The organism is Ruegeria sp. AF1, assembly GCF_056542125.1.
In genome coordinates this window covers 118,246-137,376 of record NZ_JBQFZG010000007.1, presented here as the reverse complement: position 1 = coordinate 137,376, position 19,131 = coordinate 118,246, and the positions used below count along the sequence as shown (strand labels likewise).

Annotated in this window: 15 protein-coding genes, 1 tRNA gene and 1 pseudogene; 8 read left to right on the top strand and 9 right to left on the bottom strand. The window is 57.0% G+C overall.

The window, feature by feature from the left end:
- Nucleotides 1–9: 9 nt before the first annotated feature.
- Both ACR0BK_RS12110 and ttcA read right to left on the bottom strand, forming a co-directional pair.
- Nucleotides 10–1,566 carry a putative bifunctional diguanylate cyclase/phosphodiesterase gene (locus tag ACR0BK_RS12110; RefSeq protein WP_480554819.1) on the bottom strand — a complete coding sequence of 519 codons (1,557 nt, stop codon included), beginning with the start codon at nucleotides 1,564–1,566 and terminating at the stop codon, nucleotides 10–12.
- A 44-nt stretch (nucleotides 1,567–1,610) separates the two neighbouring features.
- Entirely contained in the window at nucleotides 1,611–2,504 is an 894-nt protein-coding gene (gene ttcA / locus ACR0BK_RS12105; protein WP_480554818.1) for a tRNA 2-thiocytidine(32) synthetase TtcA, read from the bottom strand.
- A 114-nt stretch (nucleotides 2,505–2,618) separates the two neighbouring features.
- Between ttcA and ACR0BK_RS12100 the strand changes: the two genes are divergently transcribed.
- Nucleotides 2,619–3,554 carry an alpha/beta fold hydrolase gene (locus ACR0BK_RS12100; protein WP_480554816.1) on the top strand — a complete coding sequence of 312 codons (936 nt, stop codon included), beginning with the start codon at nucleotides 2,619–2,621 and terminating at the stop codon, nucleotides 3,552–3,554.
- On the opposite strand, the gene yidD is transcribed toward ACR0BK_RS12100, so the two are convergent.
- From yidD to rpmH, 3 genes are read right to left on the bottom strand one after another with little or no spacing between them, the layout of a single operon-like run.
- Entirely contained in the window at nucleotides 3,551–3,784 is a 234-nt protein-coding gene (yidD, locus tag ACR0BK_RS12095) for a membrane protein insertion efficiency factor YidD (protein WP_209505895.1), read from the bottom strand. The genes ACR0BK_RS12100 and yidD overlap by 4 nt on opposite strands.
- Complete coding sequence (gene rnpA, locus ACR0BK_RS12090; RefSeq protein ID WP_480554814.1) at nucleotides 3,781–4,206, bottom strand: ribonuclease P protein component; 426 nt, start codon at nucleotides 4,204–4,206, stop codon at nucleotides 3,781–3,783. The genes yidD and rnpA overlap by 4 nt, the downstream gene beginning before the upstream one ends.
- A gap of 26 nt (nucleotides 4,207–4,232) precedes the next feature.
- Nucleotides 4,233–4,367 (bottom strand): 50S ribosomal protein L34, encoded by a 135-nt coding sequence (gene rpmH, locus ACR0BK_RS12085; protein ID WP_480554813.1) that lies wholly within the window; start codon nucleotides 4,365–4,367, stop codon nucleotides 4,233–4,235.
- Nucleotides 4,368–4,636: 269 nt separating this feature from the next.
- Between rpmH and ACR0BK_RS12080 the strand changes: the two genes are divergently transcribed.
- From ACR0BK_RS12080 to ACR0BK_RS12065, 4 genes are all read left to right on the top strand, one after another.
- Nucleotides 4,637–5,395, top strand: a complete 759-nt coding sequence (locus ACR0BK_RS12080; RefSeq protein WP_480554811.1) for a TVP38/TMEM64 family protein — start codon at nucleotides 4,637–4,639, stop codon at nucleotides 5,393–5,395.
- Nucleotides 5,396–5,398: 3 nt separating this feature from the next.
- Entirely contained in the window at nucleotides 5,399–6,817 is a 1,419-nt protein-coding gene (locus tag ACR0BK_RS12075; protein WP_480554810.1) for a dihydrolipoyl dehydrogenase family protein, read from the top strand.
- Between the two features lie 15 nt (nucleotides 6,818–6,832).
- Complete coding sequence (locus ACR0BK_RS12070; protein ID WP_480554848.1) at nucleotides 6,833–8,218, top strand: ATP-binding protein; 1,386 nt, start codon at nucleotides 6,833–6,835, stop codon at nucleotides 8,216–8,218.
- Between the two features lie 64 nt (nucleotides 8,219–8,282).
- A tRNA-Arg gene (locus ACR0BK_RS12065) sits at nucleotides 8,283–8,359 on the top strand.
- A gap of 201 nt (nucleotides 8,360–8,560) precedes the next feature.
- Here ACR0BK_RS12065 and ACR0BK_RS12060 read toward each other — a convergent pair.
- The 4 genes and pseudogenes from ACR0BK_RS12060 to ACR0BK_RS12045 form a co-directional block, all read right to left on the bottom strand.
- A pseudogene (locus ACR0BK_RS12060) lies at nucleotides 8,561–9,177 on the bottom strand (transposase family protein); the annotation flags it as partial.
- 241 nt (nucleotides 9,178–9,418) lie between these two features.
- Nucleotides 9,419–11,248: a caspase family protein gene (locus ACR0BK_RS12055; protein ID WP_480554809.1), complete on the bottom strand. Its 1,830-nt coding sequence runs from the start codon at nucleotides 11,246–11,248 to the stop codon at nucleotides 9,419–9,421.
- Between the two features lie 38 nt (nucleotides 11,249–11,286).
- Entirely contained in the window at nucleotides 11,287–11,967 is a 681-nt protein-coding gene (locus ACR0BK_RS12050; RefSeq protein ID WP_480554808.1) for a DUF928 domain-containing protein, read from the bottom strand.
- Complete coding sequence (locus ACR0BK_RS12045) at nucleotides 11,964–13,874, bottom strand: CHASE2 domain-containing protein (protein WP_480554807.1); 1,911 nt, start codon at nucleotides 13,872–13,874, stop codon at nucleotides 11,964–11,966. The genes ACR0BK_RS12050 and ACR0BK_RS12045 overlap by 4 nt, the downstream gene beginning before the upstream one ends.
- A 441-nt stretch (nucleotides 13,875–14,315) precedes the next feature.
- Between ACR0BK_RS12045 and ACR0BK_RS12040 the strand changes: the two genes are divergently transcribed.
- From ACR0BK_RS12040 to ACR0BK_RS12030, 3 genes are read left to right on the top strand one after another with little or no spacing between them, the layout of a single operon-like run.
- Nucleotides 14,316–15,311, top strand: a complete 996-nt coding sequence (locus ACR0BK_RS12040) for an HlyD family secretion protein (RefSeq protein WP_480519323.1) — start codon at nucleotides 14,316–14,318, stop codon at nucleotides 15,309–15,311.
- Nucleotides 15,308–18,001 (top strand): ribosome-associated ATPase/putative transporter RbbA, encoded by a 2,694-nt coding sequence (gene rbbA, locus ACR0BK_RS12035; protein WP_480554805.1) that lies wholly within the window; start codon nucleotides 15,308–15,310, stop codon nucleotides 17,999–18,001. The genes ACR0BK_RS12040 and rbbA overlap by 4 nt, the downstream gene beginning before the upstream one ends.
- The gene (locus tag ACR0BK_RS12030) at nucleotides 18,002–19,117 is read left to right on the top strand and encodes an ABC transporter permease (protein WP_480554804.1); all 1,116 of its coding nucleotides are present in this window, start codon (nucleotides 18,002–18,004) and stop codon (nucleotides 19,115–19,117) included.
- The last annotated feature ends 14 nt before the right edge of the window (nucleotides 19,118–19,131 follow it).

Here is a 19,131-nt window from a genome sequence, read left to right as displayed (position 1 = left end):
TCCGGTTCCCTACCGCGTTTGCCGCCCGATTTTAGGAACTCCTTCGATCTTGTTGCGGTAAGACGAGATCCAATCCTTGGTTTTCTCAAATGGCATGGGCTTGCCGATGCCAAACCCCTGAACATGATCGCAACCCAGTTGGGCCATCAGAGCGTGTTCACCCGGTGTTTCGACACCTTCGGCCAAAGTTTCCAGATGCAAACGTTCCGCCATCATCAGAATGGCGCTGGCAAGCTGTTGCTGGCTTGGGTCCAGATCCGCTTTGGCAACAAATGACCTGTCTATCTTGATGCGGGATACGTTGAACCGTTTGATAGAACCGATCGAGGCATGTCCTGTCCCGAAATCGTCCAGATCAATACAGCACCCCATTGCGGCAAGCCCGGTGACGTTGCGGGTGATGACATCGTCGGGCCGTCTGGAGAACACGGTTTCCAACACCTCGACCGCCAGCCTGTCAGGGGTCAGATCGAATTGATCCAATTCCCATTTCAGACGGTCGATCAGGCCCGGATTGCGCAGTTCGTCAGATGAGAAATTGATCCCGATGCGCGGCACCGACAGCATGGACCGATCCCATTCGCGCATTGCAGAGAAGGAATGATGCCGCATGGCCTGCCCCAGCCGGTCCATCAGTTCGGCCTGTTCGGCAAAGGGCAGGAACACATTGGGAGCAAGAACCCCTTTTTTCGGATGTTCCCAGCGGGCCAGAGCCTCAAACCCACTGATACGCCCAGTATCGGTTGAGATCTGGGGTTGAAACCACGGGCGGATTTCACCGCTGTCCAGCGCCGCTTCGAACTCTTTGCGCAAGTTGATCCTGACCTGCGCCCGTCTGCGCGTCTGAGAGGAAAAAGCGCGAATCGTGGAAGGCCCATTTTGTTGCGCCTCCAAAAGGGCGTTATTTGCGGCTTCCTGCCATTCGATTGCCGAGCCGTCAGTGATATTGCTGCTCAGGCAAAAGCCAATGGAACAGGACATATACACGCCGGTGCCATTCAACATGATGGGGTCTTCAACGGCGTTTTGCATACGGCCCGACATCTGAATACATGCTTCCAGATCCAGTTGCCGTGCCGGGTGCAGAACAACCATCATCCTGTTTCCACCCATCCGGGTTGCGCAATCATTGGAGCGGATCATGGACAAAACGCGCGAGCAGAATTGCTGTGCAACGTGGTTTGCCGCCGCCTGTCCGTGCAGATCAAGCAATTGCGTGAAGTCATCCAGAACCACCGCGAAACAGGCCGAGTTTTCCCCCTTCAGGCGGGCGTCGGCAAATACCTTCTCCAAAACTGTTTCAAACTGGTCCTTTGACAGCAGACCGCCGGGGCGCCAAAGCCCCTTACGCGACGGATCGGCTGCGAATGCATTGATGCCTGCGACGATCAGAGGCAAAATCAGGGCCAGTGCAACCAGGGCCTGTTCACCCCCAATCCAAAACGCACTCAGACAAAGCGCAGGAACAAAGGCCAGCGCGGCTGGGCCGCCCAGAACGGTTTTCAACGAATGGACAAAACGGTCGGTAAGGGGATGGTTCCGCATCAGCTTTCTGGCCTTGGGCATGATCTGCACAAGGCAAAGCCTATGAAACCAGTCTAAGTCAGTCGTTAACGCAGAAGCGGAATCTCTTCTAAGTTCCCAGATTTTTCGTCGGAATTTAGTGAAAGGTTAATGAAATCAAACAGCTTTCCATCCAGAAGGTGCGATGGCCGCGCGTTTGTTAACGCTCGGAACATAACCTGTCGCCGACCCGGGCTGTTCTTTTCCCATTGATCCAGAATCTGTTTGACCTGCTGGCGCTGCAACCCATCCTGACTGCCGCACAGGTCACAGGGAATGATCGGGTATTGCATCGCCTTGGCAAATTTCTCGCAATCGGCTTCGGCGACATGGGCGAGCGGGCGGAATACAAAAAGATCGCCTTCTTCGTTCACCAGTTTCGGCGGCATCGTGGCCAGGCGTCCGCCGTGGAACAGGTTCATGAAAAACGTCTCAAGGATATCGTCGCGGTGATGCCCCAGGACGACCGCCGAGCACCCTTCCTCGCGCGCGATGCGATAGAGGTTGCCACGGCGCAAACGGGAACACAGGGCGCAATAGGTCCGGCCCTGCGGAACCTTGTCCATCACAACGGAATATGTGTCCTGATATTCGATCCGATGCGGCACGTCCATTCGACCCAGAAACTCGGGCAGGACCGTCGCCGGAAAGCCCGGCTGGCCCTGATCCAGATTGCAGGCCAGCAGATCGACAGGCAACAGGCCCCGCCACTTGAGCTCGTAGAGAACGGCTAGCAATGTATAGCTGTCCTTGCCACCCGAAAGGCACACCAGCCAGCGGGGTGGCTTACCATCCTTTTTGTGGGCGGACGGATCCACCATCCCGTATTGCTCGATCGCTTCACGGGTCTGGCGCACAATGCGTTTACGCAGCTTCTTGAACTCGGTTGTCGAGGGCGCGCCGGCAAACAGCGGGTGGATATCGTCTGCATCATCAAACATGCGCCGTGGTTACAGCGGACAGAAGGCCCGGGCAAGGCGTAGAAGCAGGATCAACCGCATTTGGAGAGTAGTTACACCCGTGTTACCCTGCGCGTATTTTTCAGGAGGTATATTATGGACTATTTCTTTTCCGTCCGCGCCCGCAGCGGCGAACACTATTCAAATAAGATGGGCACCGCGCGATATCTGGCTATTCCGGGGAATGTCGGGCAACCGGCACGGCAGCATGAAATACCGCAATCTCAATGGATAAGCCGGATTCAGGCCGAAGCCGGGGCGACGGCTACCGAGAACGGGCATATTGTTGTCTTCGTGCACGGGTTCAATACCGAGCAATACCAGATGCTGGAACGTCACCGCAAAATTCGCACCGGTCTTGAGATGCATGGCTTTAACGGTGTGGTCATCAGCTATGACTGGCCAAGCGATGGATCTGTTCTGGGCTATAACGTTGACCGGGCTGACGCGCGGCGTGCGGCAGAGAAATTGTTCAGTCACGGGATCACGCGGCTGTCCCGGATGCAGACTGCGGATTGCCGGTACAACGTCCATGTTCTGGCACATTCCATGGGCACGTTCTTGGTGCGAGAAGCCATGGATTATGCCGATGACGACCACGAAACCGCGCAACACAGCTGGATGACCAGCCAGATCGCGTTTGTCGCGGCGGATGTATCCGCGAAATCGTTCCGCGATGGCAGTTCCAAGACGTCCTCTCTGATGCGACGTTGTACAAGGCTGACATGCTATTACAGCCCGTTTGACGAGGTTTTGTCGATCTCAGAGGTCAAGCGTGTCGGAGTATCGCGCCGACTGGGCCGTGTCGGAATGCCAAACGACCGGCCTGAAAAAGCGGTTAATCTGTATTGCGGGTCCTATTTCAAAAACACCCGCGATGAATACGGGGATGGGCCATCTGCGACACACAACTGGTATTTTGATTCGCCCCGGTTTTTCGAAGACCTGCACCATACATTGATGGGAAAACTGGACCGAGAGGTCATTCCGACCCGCAGCTTCACCGACCGCGGCAATCTGGCGTTGATTTAAGGGTCTGTATTGTCGGGCACCGGATCGTAACCGTCACCGCCCCAGGGATGGCAGCGGCATATCCGGTGCGCAGCCAGCCATGATCCCCGGATCGCGCCATGTTTTTCCAATGCTTCCAGCGCATAGGCCGAGCATGTGGGCTGATAGCGGCAATTGAAACCAACCCAGGGGCTGAAAATCAGCCGGTACGCGCGAACGGGCAGGGCGACGATATGGGACAGAAAGGTCATTTGCGATCCGCATGCACTTTGCGAAGCGCATACCGCAAGTCGCTCAGCAGGACGTCATAAGGGAGATCGGCGGTTACATCAGCCCGCCCGATCAGCACATAGTCCCATCCCTCAAGACCGAACACAGGCAAGACCGCCCGTGCGACTTCTCTCAGACGGCGCTTGGCACGATTGCGGGCCACGGCATTGCCGACTTTCTTTGAGCAGGTAAAGCCAACGCGCAGCCCGACCGCTTCATCCGGAGCGCGTCGGCGGGCCTGCACCATCATCGAAGACGTTCCCTGTCTGCGCGCGCGCGCGGCTTTCAGGAAATCGGCTCTTTTTTTTAGGATCGTCAGAGATGTGGGTAGACAAACAGAAGCCGCCGGGGGCGTATTCCCGGGGTGGTTCTTACCATCCTCAGGGGCCTCCGGCGGCATCATGTTCATACCCTGATCAGTGGGCGGTTTTACGTGCTCAGCGATTTGCGGCCGCGGGCGCGGCGCGCATTCAGGATCTTGCGGCCGGCTTTTGTGGCCATGCGCGCGCGGAAACCGTGGCGGCGTTTGCGAACCAGGTTCGAAGGCTGATAGGTGCGTTTCATCGCTCCGTCTCCAATCTATAGCGGTCGGGTGCGGCGCGGATTCGCCTGGCCCTAGTGTTCGAAGCCCGTCCTCTACTGCCAAGCGAAGTGTAAGTCAAACCCCAACGGCCCGGTTTTCGCGGCTTTTGCAACAATTCTGTAAACCGATTGCTGAAAAGATTTCAAATCGGTCGATTATCGTCTGAAACTGTCACGTTCGCGGCCACATAGATCAAGGCCCCGTGAACCCCCTGTTGCCAAAAGCGCAAGCAGCGCATGTTGGGCGTAAGATGAAGCAAGAAGAGTCGGAAGACCAGATGTCCGAAACAAGCCACGCTCCACGATACGGGTTGGCGCGCCATATCCCTTTGCTGGTGATTCTCGGTGTCGCCGCGGTGGGTTTTTTCACGCTGGGTGATTACCTGACCTTCGAAACCCTGCGCGACAACCGCGAAGCGTTGTTAGCGTGGCGGGACGCAAACTATTGGGCCATGGTGGCCGGGTTCGTTGCCATCTATATCGTGATCGTCGCGTTTTCGCTGCCCGGGGCTGCTGTCGCCTCGATGACCGGTGGGTTCCTGTTTGGACTGTTTGCCGGAACGGTGTTCAATGTATTTTCGGCCACTATTGGCGCATCGGCCATCTTTTTGGCCGCCCGCTGGGGGTTGGGCAATACTTTGACGACCCGGTTGGATGCCTCAAAGGGGACGATTGGGAAGCTGAAAGACAGGTTGCGCGAGAACGAAATCTCGGTGCTGTTCCTGCTGCGGCTTGTCCCGGTTGTGCCGTTCTTTGTGGCCAATCTGGTGCCTGCGCTGGTGGGCGTCAAATTTCGCAATTTTCTGATCACGACGGCGCTGGGCATTATTCCGGGGGGTATCGTTTACACCTGGATCGGCGTTGGGCTGGGCGGTGTGTTCGACCGTGGCGAAACACCGGACGTTTCTTTGTTGTGGGAACCCTTCGTCATTGGCCCCATTGTCGGCTTGTGTGTGCTGGCTGCTTTGCCGATTGTCATCAAGTCCCTGCGTGGCGGAAAGGACGCCTGACCCATGCAACACCTCAAGACAGATATCCTGGTCATTGGGGCCGGGTCCGGAGGGTTATCGGTTGCGGCCGGTGCCAGCCAGATGGGTGCGAAGGTGATCCTTCTGGAAGGGCACAAGATGGGCGGCGACTGCCTGAACTTCGGCTGCGTCCCGTCGAAAGCGCTGATCGCAAGCGGCAAAGCGGCCTTTGGTCAGGCGCATTCCGCCGCGTTTGGCGTGGCCGATGTAAACCCTCAGATCGACTATGCGGCGGCGAAGGATCATGTGCGGGATGTGATTGCCCAAATCGAACCGATGGACAGCCAGGAACGCTTCGAAGGTTTGGGTGTCAAGGTGATCCGCGAGTTCGGCAGCTTTATCTCCCCGACCAAGGTGCAGGCCGGAGATCATGTCATCACCGCGCGCCGGATCGTGATTGCAACCGGGTCGTCGCCAATGGTTCCGCCGATCCCGGGACTGGACACAGTGCCTTATCAAACAAACGAAACCATCTTCGACCTGCGCGAGCGTCCGGAACACTTGCTGATCATTGGCGGTGGTCCGGTTGGTATGGAAATAGCGCAGGCTCATGTCCGGTTGGGCAGCAAGGTAACAGTTGTTGAAGGGCAGAAGGCATTGGGCAAAGACGACCCCGAGGCCGCGTCCGTGGTGCTGGAGGCTTTGCGCGGCGAAGGTGTCATGGTCCACGAAAATGCCGTGGTGGCCCAGATTCGCGGAAGGGAAGGCGTTGTGGAAATCGTGACCGAGAATGGCGATATTCACAGGGGCTCTCACCTTTTGATCGCCGTAGGGCGCAAAGCCAATATCGAGCGTCTGAACTTGGCCGCGGCAGGAATTGACCGCACCCGAACCGGGATCAAGACGGATGACAGCTTGCGAACGTCAAACCGCCGGGTCTATGCGATTGGCGATGTCTTGGGGGGGCTGCAATTCACCCATGTAGCCGGGTATCATGCGGGTATCATCATTCGATCCGCCTTGTTCGGCCTGCCCGCTAGGGCGAAAACGGCGCATATCCCATGGGCAACGTTCACCGACCCTGAACTGGCGCAGGTTGGTCTGACCGAAACTCAGGCCCGCGACCGGCATGGCGACAGGGTGCAGGTTGCGCGCTTTGACTATCATCATAATGACCGCGCTTTGGCCGAGCGCAAAATCAAAGGGTTCATCAAGGTCATGGTGGTGAAGGGCAGGCCCGTCGGTGCCACGATTGTGGGCCTTCAGGCGGGCGAGTTGATCAACATGTGGTCGCTGGCTTTGGCCAATAATCTGAAGATGGAACAGATCGCTGCTATGGTTTCACCGTATCCAACGATCGGAGAGCTTAACAAACGCGTTGCTGGCGCTTATTTCTCTCCAAGGCTGTTTGAGAATCAGACAGTTAAACGTGTGGTCAGGTTCGTCCAGCGCTGGATTCCCTGACCTGAAGAGGAGCGTATTTTGAACTCGCTGTCGGGCCGATTTCTGATCCTGACGACGGTCTTCGTTATGTTGGCCGAAATCCTTATCTTTGTCCCGTCGATTGCTCGGTTCCGCGAGGATTTCCTGCTAAACCGTCTGGAACGCGCCCAGATCGCATCGCTGGCGTTGCTGGCTGATGATATGCTGGCCGAAGATCTTGAGGCGGAATTGCTTGCGAATGCCGGTGTCTACAACGTTGTGTTGCGTCGGGATGAAGTCCGCCAACTCATGCTGTCGTCACCAATTCCCGAGGCAATCACCAAAACATTCGATCTACGGGATGCCGGTCCGTGGATTTTGATCCGGGATGCGGTGAGCCGGATATTCATACCCGAAAATGAAGTCATCCGTATCATTGGCGAGCCGGTCAAGGGCGCGGGGTTGCTAATTGAGGTTACGATCGACAGCGCCCCCCTGCGTATGGCGATGGTTGACTACGGCCTGCGCATTCTGGGGCTGTCCTTTGTCATCTCAATCATCACGGCGTCCTTACTGTTCCTTGCGGTGCGAGTGGTTCTTGTTCGCCCAATCAAAAGCGTAGTGGGATATATGCAGCGCTATGCCAGCGCACCCGAGGATGCGCGCGGCATCATCTCGCCGAATTCCAGAGTGACGGAATTGCGCGAGGCCGAAGAAGCGCTGAAGATGTTGCAAACGGAACTGACGCAGGCGCTCAAACAGCGCGAGCGGCTGGCGCAACTGGGTGGGGCGGTTGCAAAGGTCAGTCATGACCTGCGTAACATCCTGACATCGGCGCAGCTGTTCACGGACAGGATCGAATCCAGTGATGACCCGCTGGTCCGGCGAATGGCTCCGAAGTTGGTGAATTCGATCACCCGTGCTGTATCGCTGTGTGAAAGCACATTGGCATTCGGCCGTGCAGAAGAACCTGCGCCGACCTTGACGATGGTGCCCCTACGGACAATTGCGGCTGACGTCGCCACCAGCGAACAGCTGGCAGTCGCAGGGGGCTGCGTCGAGATCGTGAACGAAGTGCCTGAAGATCTGATCGCCCGCGCCGACCCCGAGCAGTTGTTTCGTGTCATCATGAACCTCGTGCGTAACGCAAGACAGGCGTTGGAAGCTTCGGGTAAGCCGGGTCATATCACCATCGACGGGTGTGAATATCAGGACGCCTGGTGTCTTGAAATTCGCGACACCGGGCCGGGTCTTCCGCCAAAAGCACGTGAAAACCTGTTCACACCGTTTCAGGGTGGGGTCCGCAAAGGAGGCTCTGGCCTGGGCCTTGCAATCTCTCAGGAACTGGTGCGCGGGCATGGCGGTAACCTGACACTGAAAGAGACCGGGCCCGAAGGAACGATCTTTGAAATAAGGCTTCCGCGCGGAGACATGACTTTTTGATTTTTTTTTGAAGAATCGGCTTGCACGTCTTTGACCACAGGTCTAAACAGCGCCTCACCAACGCGGACCGATAGCTCAGCTGGATAGAGTACTTGACTACGAATCAAGGGGTCGGGGGTTCGAATCCTCCTCGGTCCGCCACTTGGTAATTTGTCAGGCGACACATAGTTCTGCCACCAGCGACAGAACCTTGACTTTTTTGCCTCACTTCCTTCATCCAGCACCTAGACCGATTTCATTGATCCTGACTTCCTTTTGGTAAAATCAGGGCTGATTTGCAGATCAGACGCCGACGGCGCCTGTTCCTGCTGATCTGCCACGTGACGAACGCGGATGGGGCGAGCCTCCCCATTTCCAGTTGGGCTCGTATGCTGTGAAGTCCCGGTTCAACAGGTTCGGCGCGATATTGAAGGCGTTATTGCAGTCGGTCGTCACTTTGTATTACTTCGATCTCTCGACTCGTATGCTATTTTCACGCATCAGCCGACCAACACGACGACGCCCGACGCTCAGACCAAGTTCCTTCAACTCGCCAGTCATTTGTGGACGGTCGTGGCTGCTCAGGCTGAGACGAGATCGCTCCTGGACATGAGTCAGCACGACCGCGTTGGTCCGCTGCCTTTGGCTGGCTGGGCGGCTGCAATAAGCGCGCAGGATACATGAGCTGACATTCAGAACTTGGCAAAGGCGGTTAACTGGGAATTCGCTTCCATGCTCTTAGATGAAACTAAACCTCATGGCTTCTGGCTCGCGAAGTAGGTTGTGGCCTTTTTTAGAATACCCCTCTCCTCATTGAGAACCCGGTTCTCCCGTCGAAGTCGCTCGTTTTCACGGGCGAGGTCCAGATCCTTGTCCGACACAACGCCGGCGTTACGATGCGCCGGTACCCACTTGTTCAGCGGCGAAAGGCCAATACCTAAGTCTAAAGCAACCCGCCGACGTGTCAGCCCGCTCGTCAGCGGAGTCTACACTGCATCAGCACGGAAATCGTCCGTCAGTTTCAGTCCCAAAGTCCGTCTCCTTTGCTGCAATAAGTGCCATCAAAGGAGCGGCATCAAACCGCGACACGTCCAGATCGGGCTTGAGAGCGATCGGATTTCGATTGCATTGCAAGTATTACTAGCCGGGATAGCCCCTGTCTGAATCTTTTGTAGAGCTGAGCAATGCACCTGGGCTGCAATCCATTTGAACTTATCCCGGTTAGGGCAACCTGCCTTCCAGAACGACTGAACGTGCAAAGCGTCCCGACCCGTCGAACCATTGTGTCGGCACGATCTCACTCAGGTCTCGGCGTCCGTTTCGTTCATACTGAAACTGAGCGAAAGCCTTGTTGCCTTTCCCATGGGTCTTGTTCGGTTTCGATGGTAACCAATTTGTGAAATTGACCGGCTCTCCGGTGTACCACCGCCAGCCTGTCACGGCATTTTCTTCCTTTGGGTCCTTCCGGAAGCCGAAATAGGGGCCAGCCTTGTAACTGGTGTTGGTTCGACTGTCATAGCCTTGTTCAAACAAGGCCGGATCATGGGCGATCATGCGCACCACGAATGCGTTCTCGTCAGCCGATGTCAGGGATGCAAGATCGATGCCACAGCTCTCGGCGAGGCGGCGCGCGTCGTCGATCGAGCCGGAATAAATCATGGCGATGTAGAAGCTGCCCCGGTACTTGCCATAGATGCTTTTCCGCAAGCCAAGGCACTTGAGCACTGTTATGATCTCTTCGTTTTCACCCAGCATTTCAAGGTCATCCGGCATTTGACGCACAGCAAATGGATTGCTGACAAAACTATCGTCAGACCCATCCTGCCATTCCATTCGCAAGCTTGCCAGAACGGCCGCATCGACATGGCCCGTCGGATCAAGCCCTCGGGCCTCCTGCAAAGCCTTTATTCCCGCCCGCGTCTTCAGTCCGAACGCTCCATCCGGCACGCCGACCTCGAAACCGGCGGTATTGAGCGCCTCTTGCAGACGCTGTTTCCGTTCGCGGTCCGGTAAAAGGAAATCCTCCATTGTGGACAGGTGGCCCTGTTTCTTCAGCCAATCCGGCGTAATCTCGGCCATGCGCCCCAGAATCTCGGGCTCGACGATGGTGGCCGCCCGGTACTTGCCGGCGACCAGCGACCAGCCACGCATGGTGTTCACTTTCATCGCGGCGCTGATTGCAGTGTCGCGGGTCGCAAGGGGGCGCACGGCGACGGGCTGGGTCGTCTGGTCTGCAGGTGCCAGCATTGCCACCTGTTCGACCTGTGGCACAAGGTAGATGTCTTCGCCAGGCAGTGAGCCATATGTAAATGGCTCCTGAAATCCATCCGTAAGCTCCACCACCCGATCGCGCACCCGGCGAAACATTTTCCCAAGCTCCAACCCCGGCTGTTCGATATGTTCCAAAAGTGCCGTCGCATAGGGGCTGTTCCGGCCGCCCCCGTCCTGCGCCAGCGTTCCACCACGCGCGGCATAGCCCACGACAACCCCACTAGGTTCCACTGCGGCCAGCCCACGCCCGATCGACCGAGTGGCCGACGCGCGCGACATCTGCGCAACGAAAGGATTGTTGCGGCAGGCATCGACCAGAACCAGTTTCAGCCCCGGCGTATCGGCAATCGAATTCACGATTGCATCCAGACGAATGGCCTCGAAGTCGACGTCGCGGTCGCTTTTCAGTGCTGCGTTCACCGGGATCAGGTAGTTGGTATTCTCGATCTCAATTCCGTGGCCCGCGAAATAGACAAGCGCCACATCGGCACCCGCGGCAGTTTCGGTAAAGTCCCGAAGCGCGATGCGCATACCGTTGTAATCCAGGTCCAGACCCGTGGTGACCTCGAACCCTATACGTGCCAGCGATTTCGAGATGTCCTGAGCATCATTGATCGGGTTCTCCAGACTCGAGACATGCTGATAAGCGGAATTGCCAATGACTAGAGCCACGCGTTTTTCCGTCGCCGCAAAGGCCGCTGCTGAAATGGTGCAGATCAGTGCAACGGCCAGCAGAGCGCAGCGTAGAGCCAGACCCGAAAAAGACCGGTATATCATCATGCGTCCCCCGCCTGTTTGCCGAGGGGTTGGAGCGTGTCCTATGGCAGCGAAATGCCAGCAGACCGGACAAGGCTCGCAAACCCCGCATTCCGGTTGACCCGAACTTTACCCGATAACTCGATTTCGACAAAGGGGTGCAGGGCATCGAACCATAATCCCTTGGCGGCCAAGGCCGGCACATCCTCTGCGGCGGGCTCTGGGGCGGCGACCCGTTCCACGTAAGTCGTCACCGTCGCGATGACGGCCCCCGCCTCAGGTTCCGCCAGAACCACTGTCCAGACATAAATACGCCCCGGCTCCAGCACGAGTTCCGAGCGCGACAGGTCGAGCGCGTAGAACCCTTTTCGGAACCGACCGTTGCCGGAAATACCGACTCCGTTCTGCTGCGACCCGACCGGGGCCAACTGCGCGGACATCTGGCCTGAAAAATTATCAGCCAAGTGCCAGATCAGCGGGGGTTTGCCCAATGTGGTCACGCCGCCGCCAGCCGGTGCGAGCACGGCCAGTGCTCCAGCCTCTTGCCCGACATCGCGCGTGGCAGCGCCGACGCGGTCCGCCGGGGCACCGATGGTGGGCGGAATGAAAATGACCTCGTCTGGATCAGCCTGCTGACTGCCTTCGCTTTCTTGCGCCGACAGGGAAATGGTCGAGCCCAGAAGCAGCAGCAGACCGGTTATCAAAGCGCCAAGAGTGTTTCCCGAACATGCCGGTGTCATCATTGCGATGCCCCCCTCTGTGCCGATCCTGTCAGCAAGAATAACGCAATTTCCCGCGACTTGTCGTCGTGGATAAGGTGCCCGACCAACTGAAACGTGAAATAGCGTCCAACGAGTTCTCGAAGATCAGCGCTGGCACAGATCGCGGTTGCCGACGCGCGCCTAACTTGCAACGCTTTTCCGAATGCCTCGATACGGGCTGCGATGTTCACCGTGTCGCCCATGATGTTGTATTGAAGGCTGCCCGCGCTGCCCAACGTGCCGCCCAAAACCACGCCACTATGGAGCCCGATCCGCAGACCATAAGGTGCCAACAGACCACCTTCTGCATTCAGTCTGTCAATCCGGTCAGAAATTTGCAGTGCCGTCCGGCAGGCCGCGACAGCGTCCTTCTGGATGTCCTCCTCGGTAGTTCGAGGCAGCGGCGCACCGAACACCACCAGGATTCCGTCACCGGTGAACTTCTCAATGAACCCGCCATTTTCGCGAGCGACCTGGCTCATTTCATCCAAAATCCGGCTTGTCCAGTCCATGAAGGCACCCGGTTCGGCCGAGCCGCCGACGGTCGTCGAGCCTTCCAGATCAGCAAGAAGGACACTGACGCGCAAGCGGCGGGGGCGCGGCTTTCCGCCAGCAAAAAGGATATCACGCGCGTTCCATATCTCGGCTGTGAGTTCCGGGGACAGATGATCCGAGAACAGTCTGGCGATGGCCTGGCGTTGCCGACGCGAGATGATCCCGACAGTGAGGAGCGCTAAAAGAAAGGCGGTAAACCAAGCAACCGATGTCGGAACGACCGGCAACCATATGCCACGAGACAAAAGGTTCGAAAGCGCCACTCCAATAGCGATGGCAAGGCCTGGTCCAAGTAGTATGACGGTCAGCACAGTGCGCGACAGAACCCCAGCTAATGCCCCGAACAATGCGCTGGCGAAGATTATCGCCAAGTGCGCACTTTGCCCGGGGCTGCGCATCGGTTGGCTGCGGCCCGCGGCATAATCGATTAATTGCTGGGTGGTGGCTGCATGCACCAATACGCCATAGCTGAATGGCGTCTGTGGCGGGTTGTTCAGCGGTGTGCGGAAATCGTCTTTGATCGACTTGCTGGTAACCCCGATCAGGGCGACTTTTCCTTCGATCATGTCCGCGTCTGCTTGTCCGGCGAGCAAGTCGCGGGCCAGTATGATCGGGGCCATCGGCAATGCGTTGGTGTAATCCAGCAGCACCTGATAGCCCGTATCATCTAGCCCGCGATAGCTGCCGAACCTGTCTTCCAGCCGTCGCACCGGCGTCTGACCAAACAACAGGGTCCGGGGATCGTCCGGCCAGGCTTTCAGGCTGTTTTGACCCGTGGCGCGCAGGGCCAACTGTGTGCTGAACGCCAAAGAAATGCGATCGGTGCCGCTGACCAGCAGAATACTGCGCCGGGCGACACCATCCGCGTCGACGGGGATATCAGCAAACCCCACGCTGCCGTCGTTCTGCGCAAAATCCGGCGCCTCGATGCTCAGCCCGCCGCTGTCGTTCAGTTTCACAACCCAGATCGCATTGGTCTTCAGGAACGCCGCTTCGAGTTGCTGCCGCCCCTCGATCACCTCATTGTCGCGATAGATATCGATACCGATTACAGCGGCACCTGCCGACGACAGTGCGTCGATAATATTCGCAATCTGACCATCTGAGAGGGGCCAGCCCCAGGTGCGCAAATCCTCGTCATCGACCGCGACCACGACAACATCCTGTGCCAACGCATCGCTGGCCCTGCGGTCCAAAACCCAATCGTAATGTGCAAGCTCGGGCCGCTGCAGGTAACCTTCAGAACGAAGGCCTGCGAGGATCGTGAAAACTCCAAGCGCGGCAAGACCCGCCACGAAAAGCGCCTGCACCGGACTAAGAAGCCTTCTGTTCATCTTACAAGTTTGCAGTTGTTCGAAGGTAAATAGCAACTTACGTTCGTTGTTTTCTCAAGACCATCGGGGAGTTTGCGGGGCTGAACGCCGCTCAAACCGTGTCTTTGAGGGTGAACTGTACATGGCGGTCTTTTGAGGAACCTGCTAAAGCTATCGGTTCAGGGTCGAGAAATTGACTCCGATATCGGCCACCACTCGTTTTCACTTCAGCTTGGCTGTCAACGCGGTGCGCATTGCCTTAGTGTGCGAAGCCAGGGTTGGTTTGCATGCCATGTTGTTTCTCTTTTGTGGTAAAGTTTCAGGTCACAAAGGCTGAACATGTCCGGGACAGGGTCGCAGAGTCTTTCTTTGCCCTGACGTCGTTGGCTTGATCCAAAGCAAAGCCCACGGTTCAGCAGCAGTATAGAGGAATACCCGCAGCGAGTTTTCAGGCGGTGGATAATGAAGAAAAACTCATTGATTTTTTTTGCTTTGGCTGCGCTCGCGATGGTGGGCGTGGTGCTCTATTCCCTGGTCTCTGAAAATGGAAGCCAGTTGCCTGATGGATTTGCCCGGGGGAATGGTCGGATCGAGGCCGAGCAGATTGAAATTGCGCCGACCTTAGCCGGACGTGTCGAAAGCGTCATGGCGGTTGAAGGCGGTATGGTCGCCACCGGTGACGTGCTGGCCGAAATGGACAGTGATGAGTTGTCCGCCACGCTAGATCGTGCCAAGGCTGAAGTGGCGCTGGCGCATCAGACCAAAGTGGAAGCAGAGGCACTTGTTGTGCAGCGGAAAAGCGAACTGCGCCGGGCCGCGCAGGAGCTTCAGCGCGCAACGGCTCTTCTGACTGGGCAGAATATCTCTGAAACGGTTTTCGAAGAACGCGAAACCATACATCAGGTTGCCGCGGCGGTTCTGGGTGCCGCACAGGCGCGCGTGGCCACTGCAGAAAGCCAGATTGCGGCCGCCGAGGCCGAAGTGCGCCGTATCGAGGCGCTGATCGAAGACAGCTCGCTTTTGGCTCCGACACGCGGGCGTGTGCTTTATCGGCTGGCGGAACCCGGCGAGGTCGTTGCCGCGGGTGAACCAATCCTGACTCTGCTCAGCCTTGAGAATGTATATATGGAGGTGTTCCTGCCTGCGCGCGAAGCCGGATTGCTGCCTATTGGTGCCGAAGCTCGCATCATTCTTGACGCCCTGCCGGACTATTCCATTCCAGCCTTTGTAACCTTTGTCTCTCCTGAAGCACAATTCACACCCAAGCAGGTCGAGACTTTGGATGAACGCGAACAACTGGTGTTCCGCGTCCGTGTGCGCATCCCCGAGAATCTGGTCCAACGCCGGATTGAGCACGTCAAAACCGGGCTTCGCGGTGTTGCCGTGATCCGGATCGATCCAAACCTTGCGTGGCCAGAGGCGTTGGAACAGGGTATCCCGCCCGAGCTGTTCGAATGACGCCAGAGGCCGACATTGAGATTCGCATCACGGGTGTCACGCACCGGTATCGCAGCGATGTCGCGTTGCAGTCGGTTTCGCTTGATCTTCCCAGGGGCCAGCTGGTCGGCTTCATCGGACCGGATGGGGTGGGAAAGTCGACCCTGCTGGGGTTGATCACCGGTGCAAAAAAACTGCAAACCGGATCAATCAATGTTCTAGGTGGCTTGATCGACGACGCCGCGCACCGACGCCTTATCTGCCCGGCCATTGCCTTCATGCCACAGGGCTTGGGTCGAAACCTTTATTCTGAGTTGTCAGTACGCGAGAACCTTGAGTTCTTTTCGGGGCTTTTTGGCCAAGGGCAAGAAGAATGTGACATCCGGATCAATGCGCTGTTGTCGGCGACAGGGCTGTCGCCGTTTGAAGACCGGCTTATGGGCAAGCTTTCGGGCGGGATGAAGCAAAAGCTCGGCCTGTGCTGTGCTCTGATACATGATCCGAAGTTGCTGGTTTTGGATGAACCGACAACCGGTGTCGATCCACTCTCACGCCGTCAATTCTGGGCATTGATTAATGCCATTCGGGCAGAGCATCCCAGACTGTCCGTCCTTGTGTCCACTGCTTACATGGAGGAGGCGGAAAGCTTTGACCGAATTGTTGCAATGGACGGAGGTCGCGTCATCTTTCAAGGCAAACCTGCTGAACTGAAAGGGCAGGACCGGGATCTCGAAACCGCATACCGGCGCTTGCGGTCACACGATGGTTTTGGATTGGCGTCGGAACAAACACCTGTTCGGCAGGTCAACCCGAACCCTGTGATTTCTGCCCGAGGCCTGACACGTCGGTTCGGGGATTTCACCGCTGTCGACAGTGTCGATTTCTCGATCCATCGCGGAGAGATATTCGGTTTTCTTGGGTCAAACGGTTGTGGCAAATCCACCACGATGAAGATGTTGACCGGCCTGTTGCCAGTCAGTTCCGGAGAGGCATTGTTGTTTGGCAACCCGGTTGATGCACGTGATCGCAAGATGCGTCGCGACATCGGATACATGAGCCAGGCTTTTTCGCTCTATGGCGAGTTGTCAGTTCATCAGAACCTACAGCTTCATGCCCGGATATTTGCAATCCCTGATCGAGAGGAGCGCATATCGGAATTGACCGAACGTTTTGGTCTGACGGCCCATCGCGACACACTAGCTGCCGCGCTGCCTCTTGGAATCAAACAACGTTTGTCATTGGCGGTGGCGGTTATCCATCGTCCCCGAGTTCTCATTCTTGATGAACCAACCTCGGGTGTGGACCCCGAAGCACGCGATGTCTTTTGGGCTTTGCTGGTCGAACTTTCGCGCAAGGACTTGGTGACGATCTTTGTCTCCACGCATTTCATGGCCGAGGCAGAGCGCTGCGACCGCGTATCATTCATGCATGCGGGCCGTGTTCTGGCGGAAGGTACGCCCGCGGACCTGATCGCCGCAGAAGGCACCGGCAGCCTTGAGGAAGCTTTCATTTCAGTTTTGGAGGCCGCAGAAAAACCTGCACCTGTCCTGGCACCCAAAGTTGACTTTGTCACCAAGACCAAGGTCACCGGACAAGGTATCGGTCGTGCCCTGACTTACACACGACGCGAAGCGGTTGAAGTGGTCCGCGATCCAGTTCGTCTGGCATTTGCATTTCTTGGCTCGGCGATTTTGATGCTGGTGTTCTGCTTTGGCATATCACTCGACATAGAAGATCTTGAGTTTGCCGTTCTGGACTTGTCTCAGAGCCCGGAAAGCAGGGCTTACACGGAAGAAATATCGGGATCGCCTTATTTCAAGCAAACGCCGCCTTTGATCAGCGCCACAGAAGGGCGCAGACGGTTGCAGGCAGGGGACGTTTCGATGGTGATCGAGTTGCCACCTGATTTCGGGCGCAAGTTGCGCACAGGTGAACCTACCCAAGTGCTGGCAACCGTTGATGGCGCGATCCCCTTCAAGGGGGAAACAGTCGAGGGGTATGTCGCCGGGCTGCACCAGTCGTTTCTTGACGGGCAGTCGAGGACCACAGGCGAACACGCGGTTGAGATCGCCCGTATTGAACCCCGGTTTCGCTATAACCAGAGCTTTGAGAGCATTGCCGCGATGGCCCCGGCCATGCCCGCCATCCTGCTGATCATGCTGCCTGCCGTGTTGGCTGCGGTCAGCGTCGCGCGAGAGCGCGAGCTGGGCTCGGTCGTCAATTTCTACGTAACACCGACAACGCGGCTCGAGTTCCTGATCGGCAAACAGATACCCTATATCATGATTGCCTACGTGAATTTCCTGTTGCTGGCCGCAATGATTATTTTTGTCTTCGATGTGCCGCTTAAGGGCGATCCCCTGCCTTTGGCATTGGGTGCGTTTTTGTATGTTTGGGCGACGACGTCTTATGGATTGCTGATCGCAACCATGACATCCAGCCAGGTGGCAGCGACTTTTGCCACTGCTATCGCTTCGGTCGTGCCTACCATCCAGTTCTCGGGTCTTTTGCAGCCCGTTTCGACGCTAGAGGATGGTGCGCAGCTTATCGGCTCTCTCTGGCCCTCATCCTACTTTCTGCACCTCAATGTCGGGGCCTTCACCAAAGGGCTTGGATGGGAGGCGCTCGCACCGGACATTTTGGCACTGGCCTGCTTTGGACCGGCGTTGACACTGATCGCCGCGCTTTGCCTTCGCGCGCAGGAGAAGTGAATGCAGCGATTGTCCTGCATATTCTGGCTTGGCCTGAAAGAAGTGATGAGCCTGCGTCGGGACTGGGTGATGATGGCGCTGTTGGTCTGGTCTTTCACGCTGGCACCCATGATGGAGGCAACCGGCGTAGCGACCTCGGTCAACAACGCGTCGATTGCATTTTCTGATGAGGACAATTCTCCACTGTCCCGAGCGCTTGCCACGGCATTTTTTCCACCCGAGTTCCAGCCGGTCGTACAAATCGGACCAGGTAGCGGTCCAGCGCAAATGGACGCCGGAGAATTCATCTTCATAGTTGTTGTTCCACCGGGATTCGAGAAAGACCTGAGGGCAAGGCACAAGCCTGAAATCCAAGTTCTGATCGACGCCACGGCGATGGAGCAGGCCGGGATCGGCGCCAGCTATATCACCAATATTTTGGGTGCCGAAATTCGCCGCTTTGCGATCGGTGTCGATCTTGTAGATCCACCGCTGGTCGATGTCATCCTAAGAAGCGCTTTCAACCCCAACCGTGATACCGTGCGTTTTGCCGGGATCGTTGCCCTGATCGGACAGATCATGTGGCTTACCACCATTCTGACCGGCGCTGCCATGATCCGAGAGAGGGAGCACGGGACGATCGAACATCTGCTGGCAATGCCGCTGACCCCGTTTGACATTGCAGCAGCCAAAATCTGGGCCAATGCAGCAATTGTCCTGATCGCGGCCAGCCTGTCGCTGACCTTTGTCATGCAGGGTGCGCTGGGAATTGAAATCTCGGGGTCAAAAGGACTGTTCCTGTTTGGCACTGCCCTGTTTCTGTTCACCGCAACCGCACTCGGGGTTTTTCTCGCTACGATTGCGCGTTCGATGGCGCAGTTTGCGCTTTTGGTCATGCTGATCGTCCTTCCCATGCTGATGCTGTCCGGAGGAGAGACGCCGGTTGAAGGGCAGCCAGACTGGTTGCAGGTCGGGACGCTGCTATTGCCGTCTCGTCACTATATGGCCGCCAGTCAGGCAATTGTATTCAAGGGTGCCGGTCTCGAAACAGTTTGGCCAGAGTTCATCTGGATGGCATTGCTGGGCGCTGTCCTGCTGGCAACAAGTCTGGCCCTCTTTCGGAGATCTGTTGAGTAATTGAGTCAAACCGG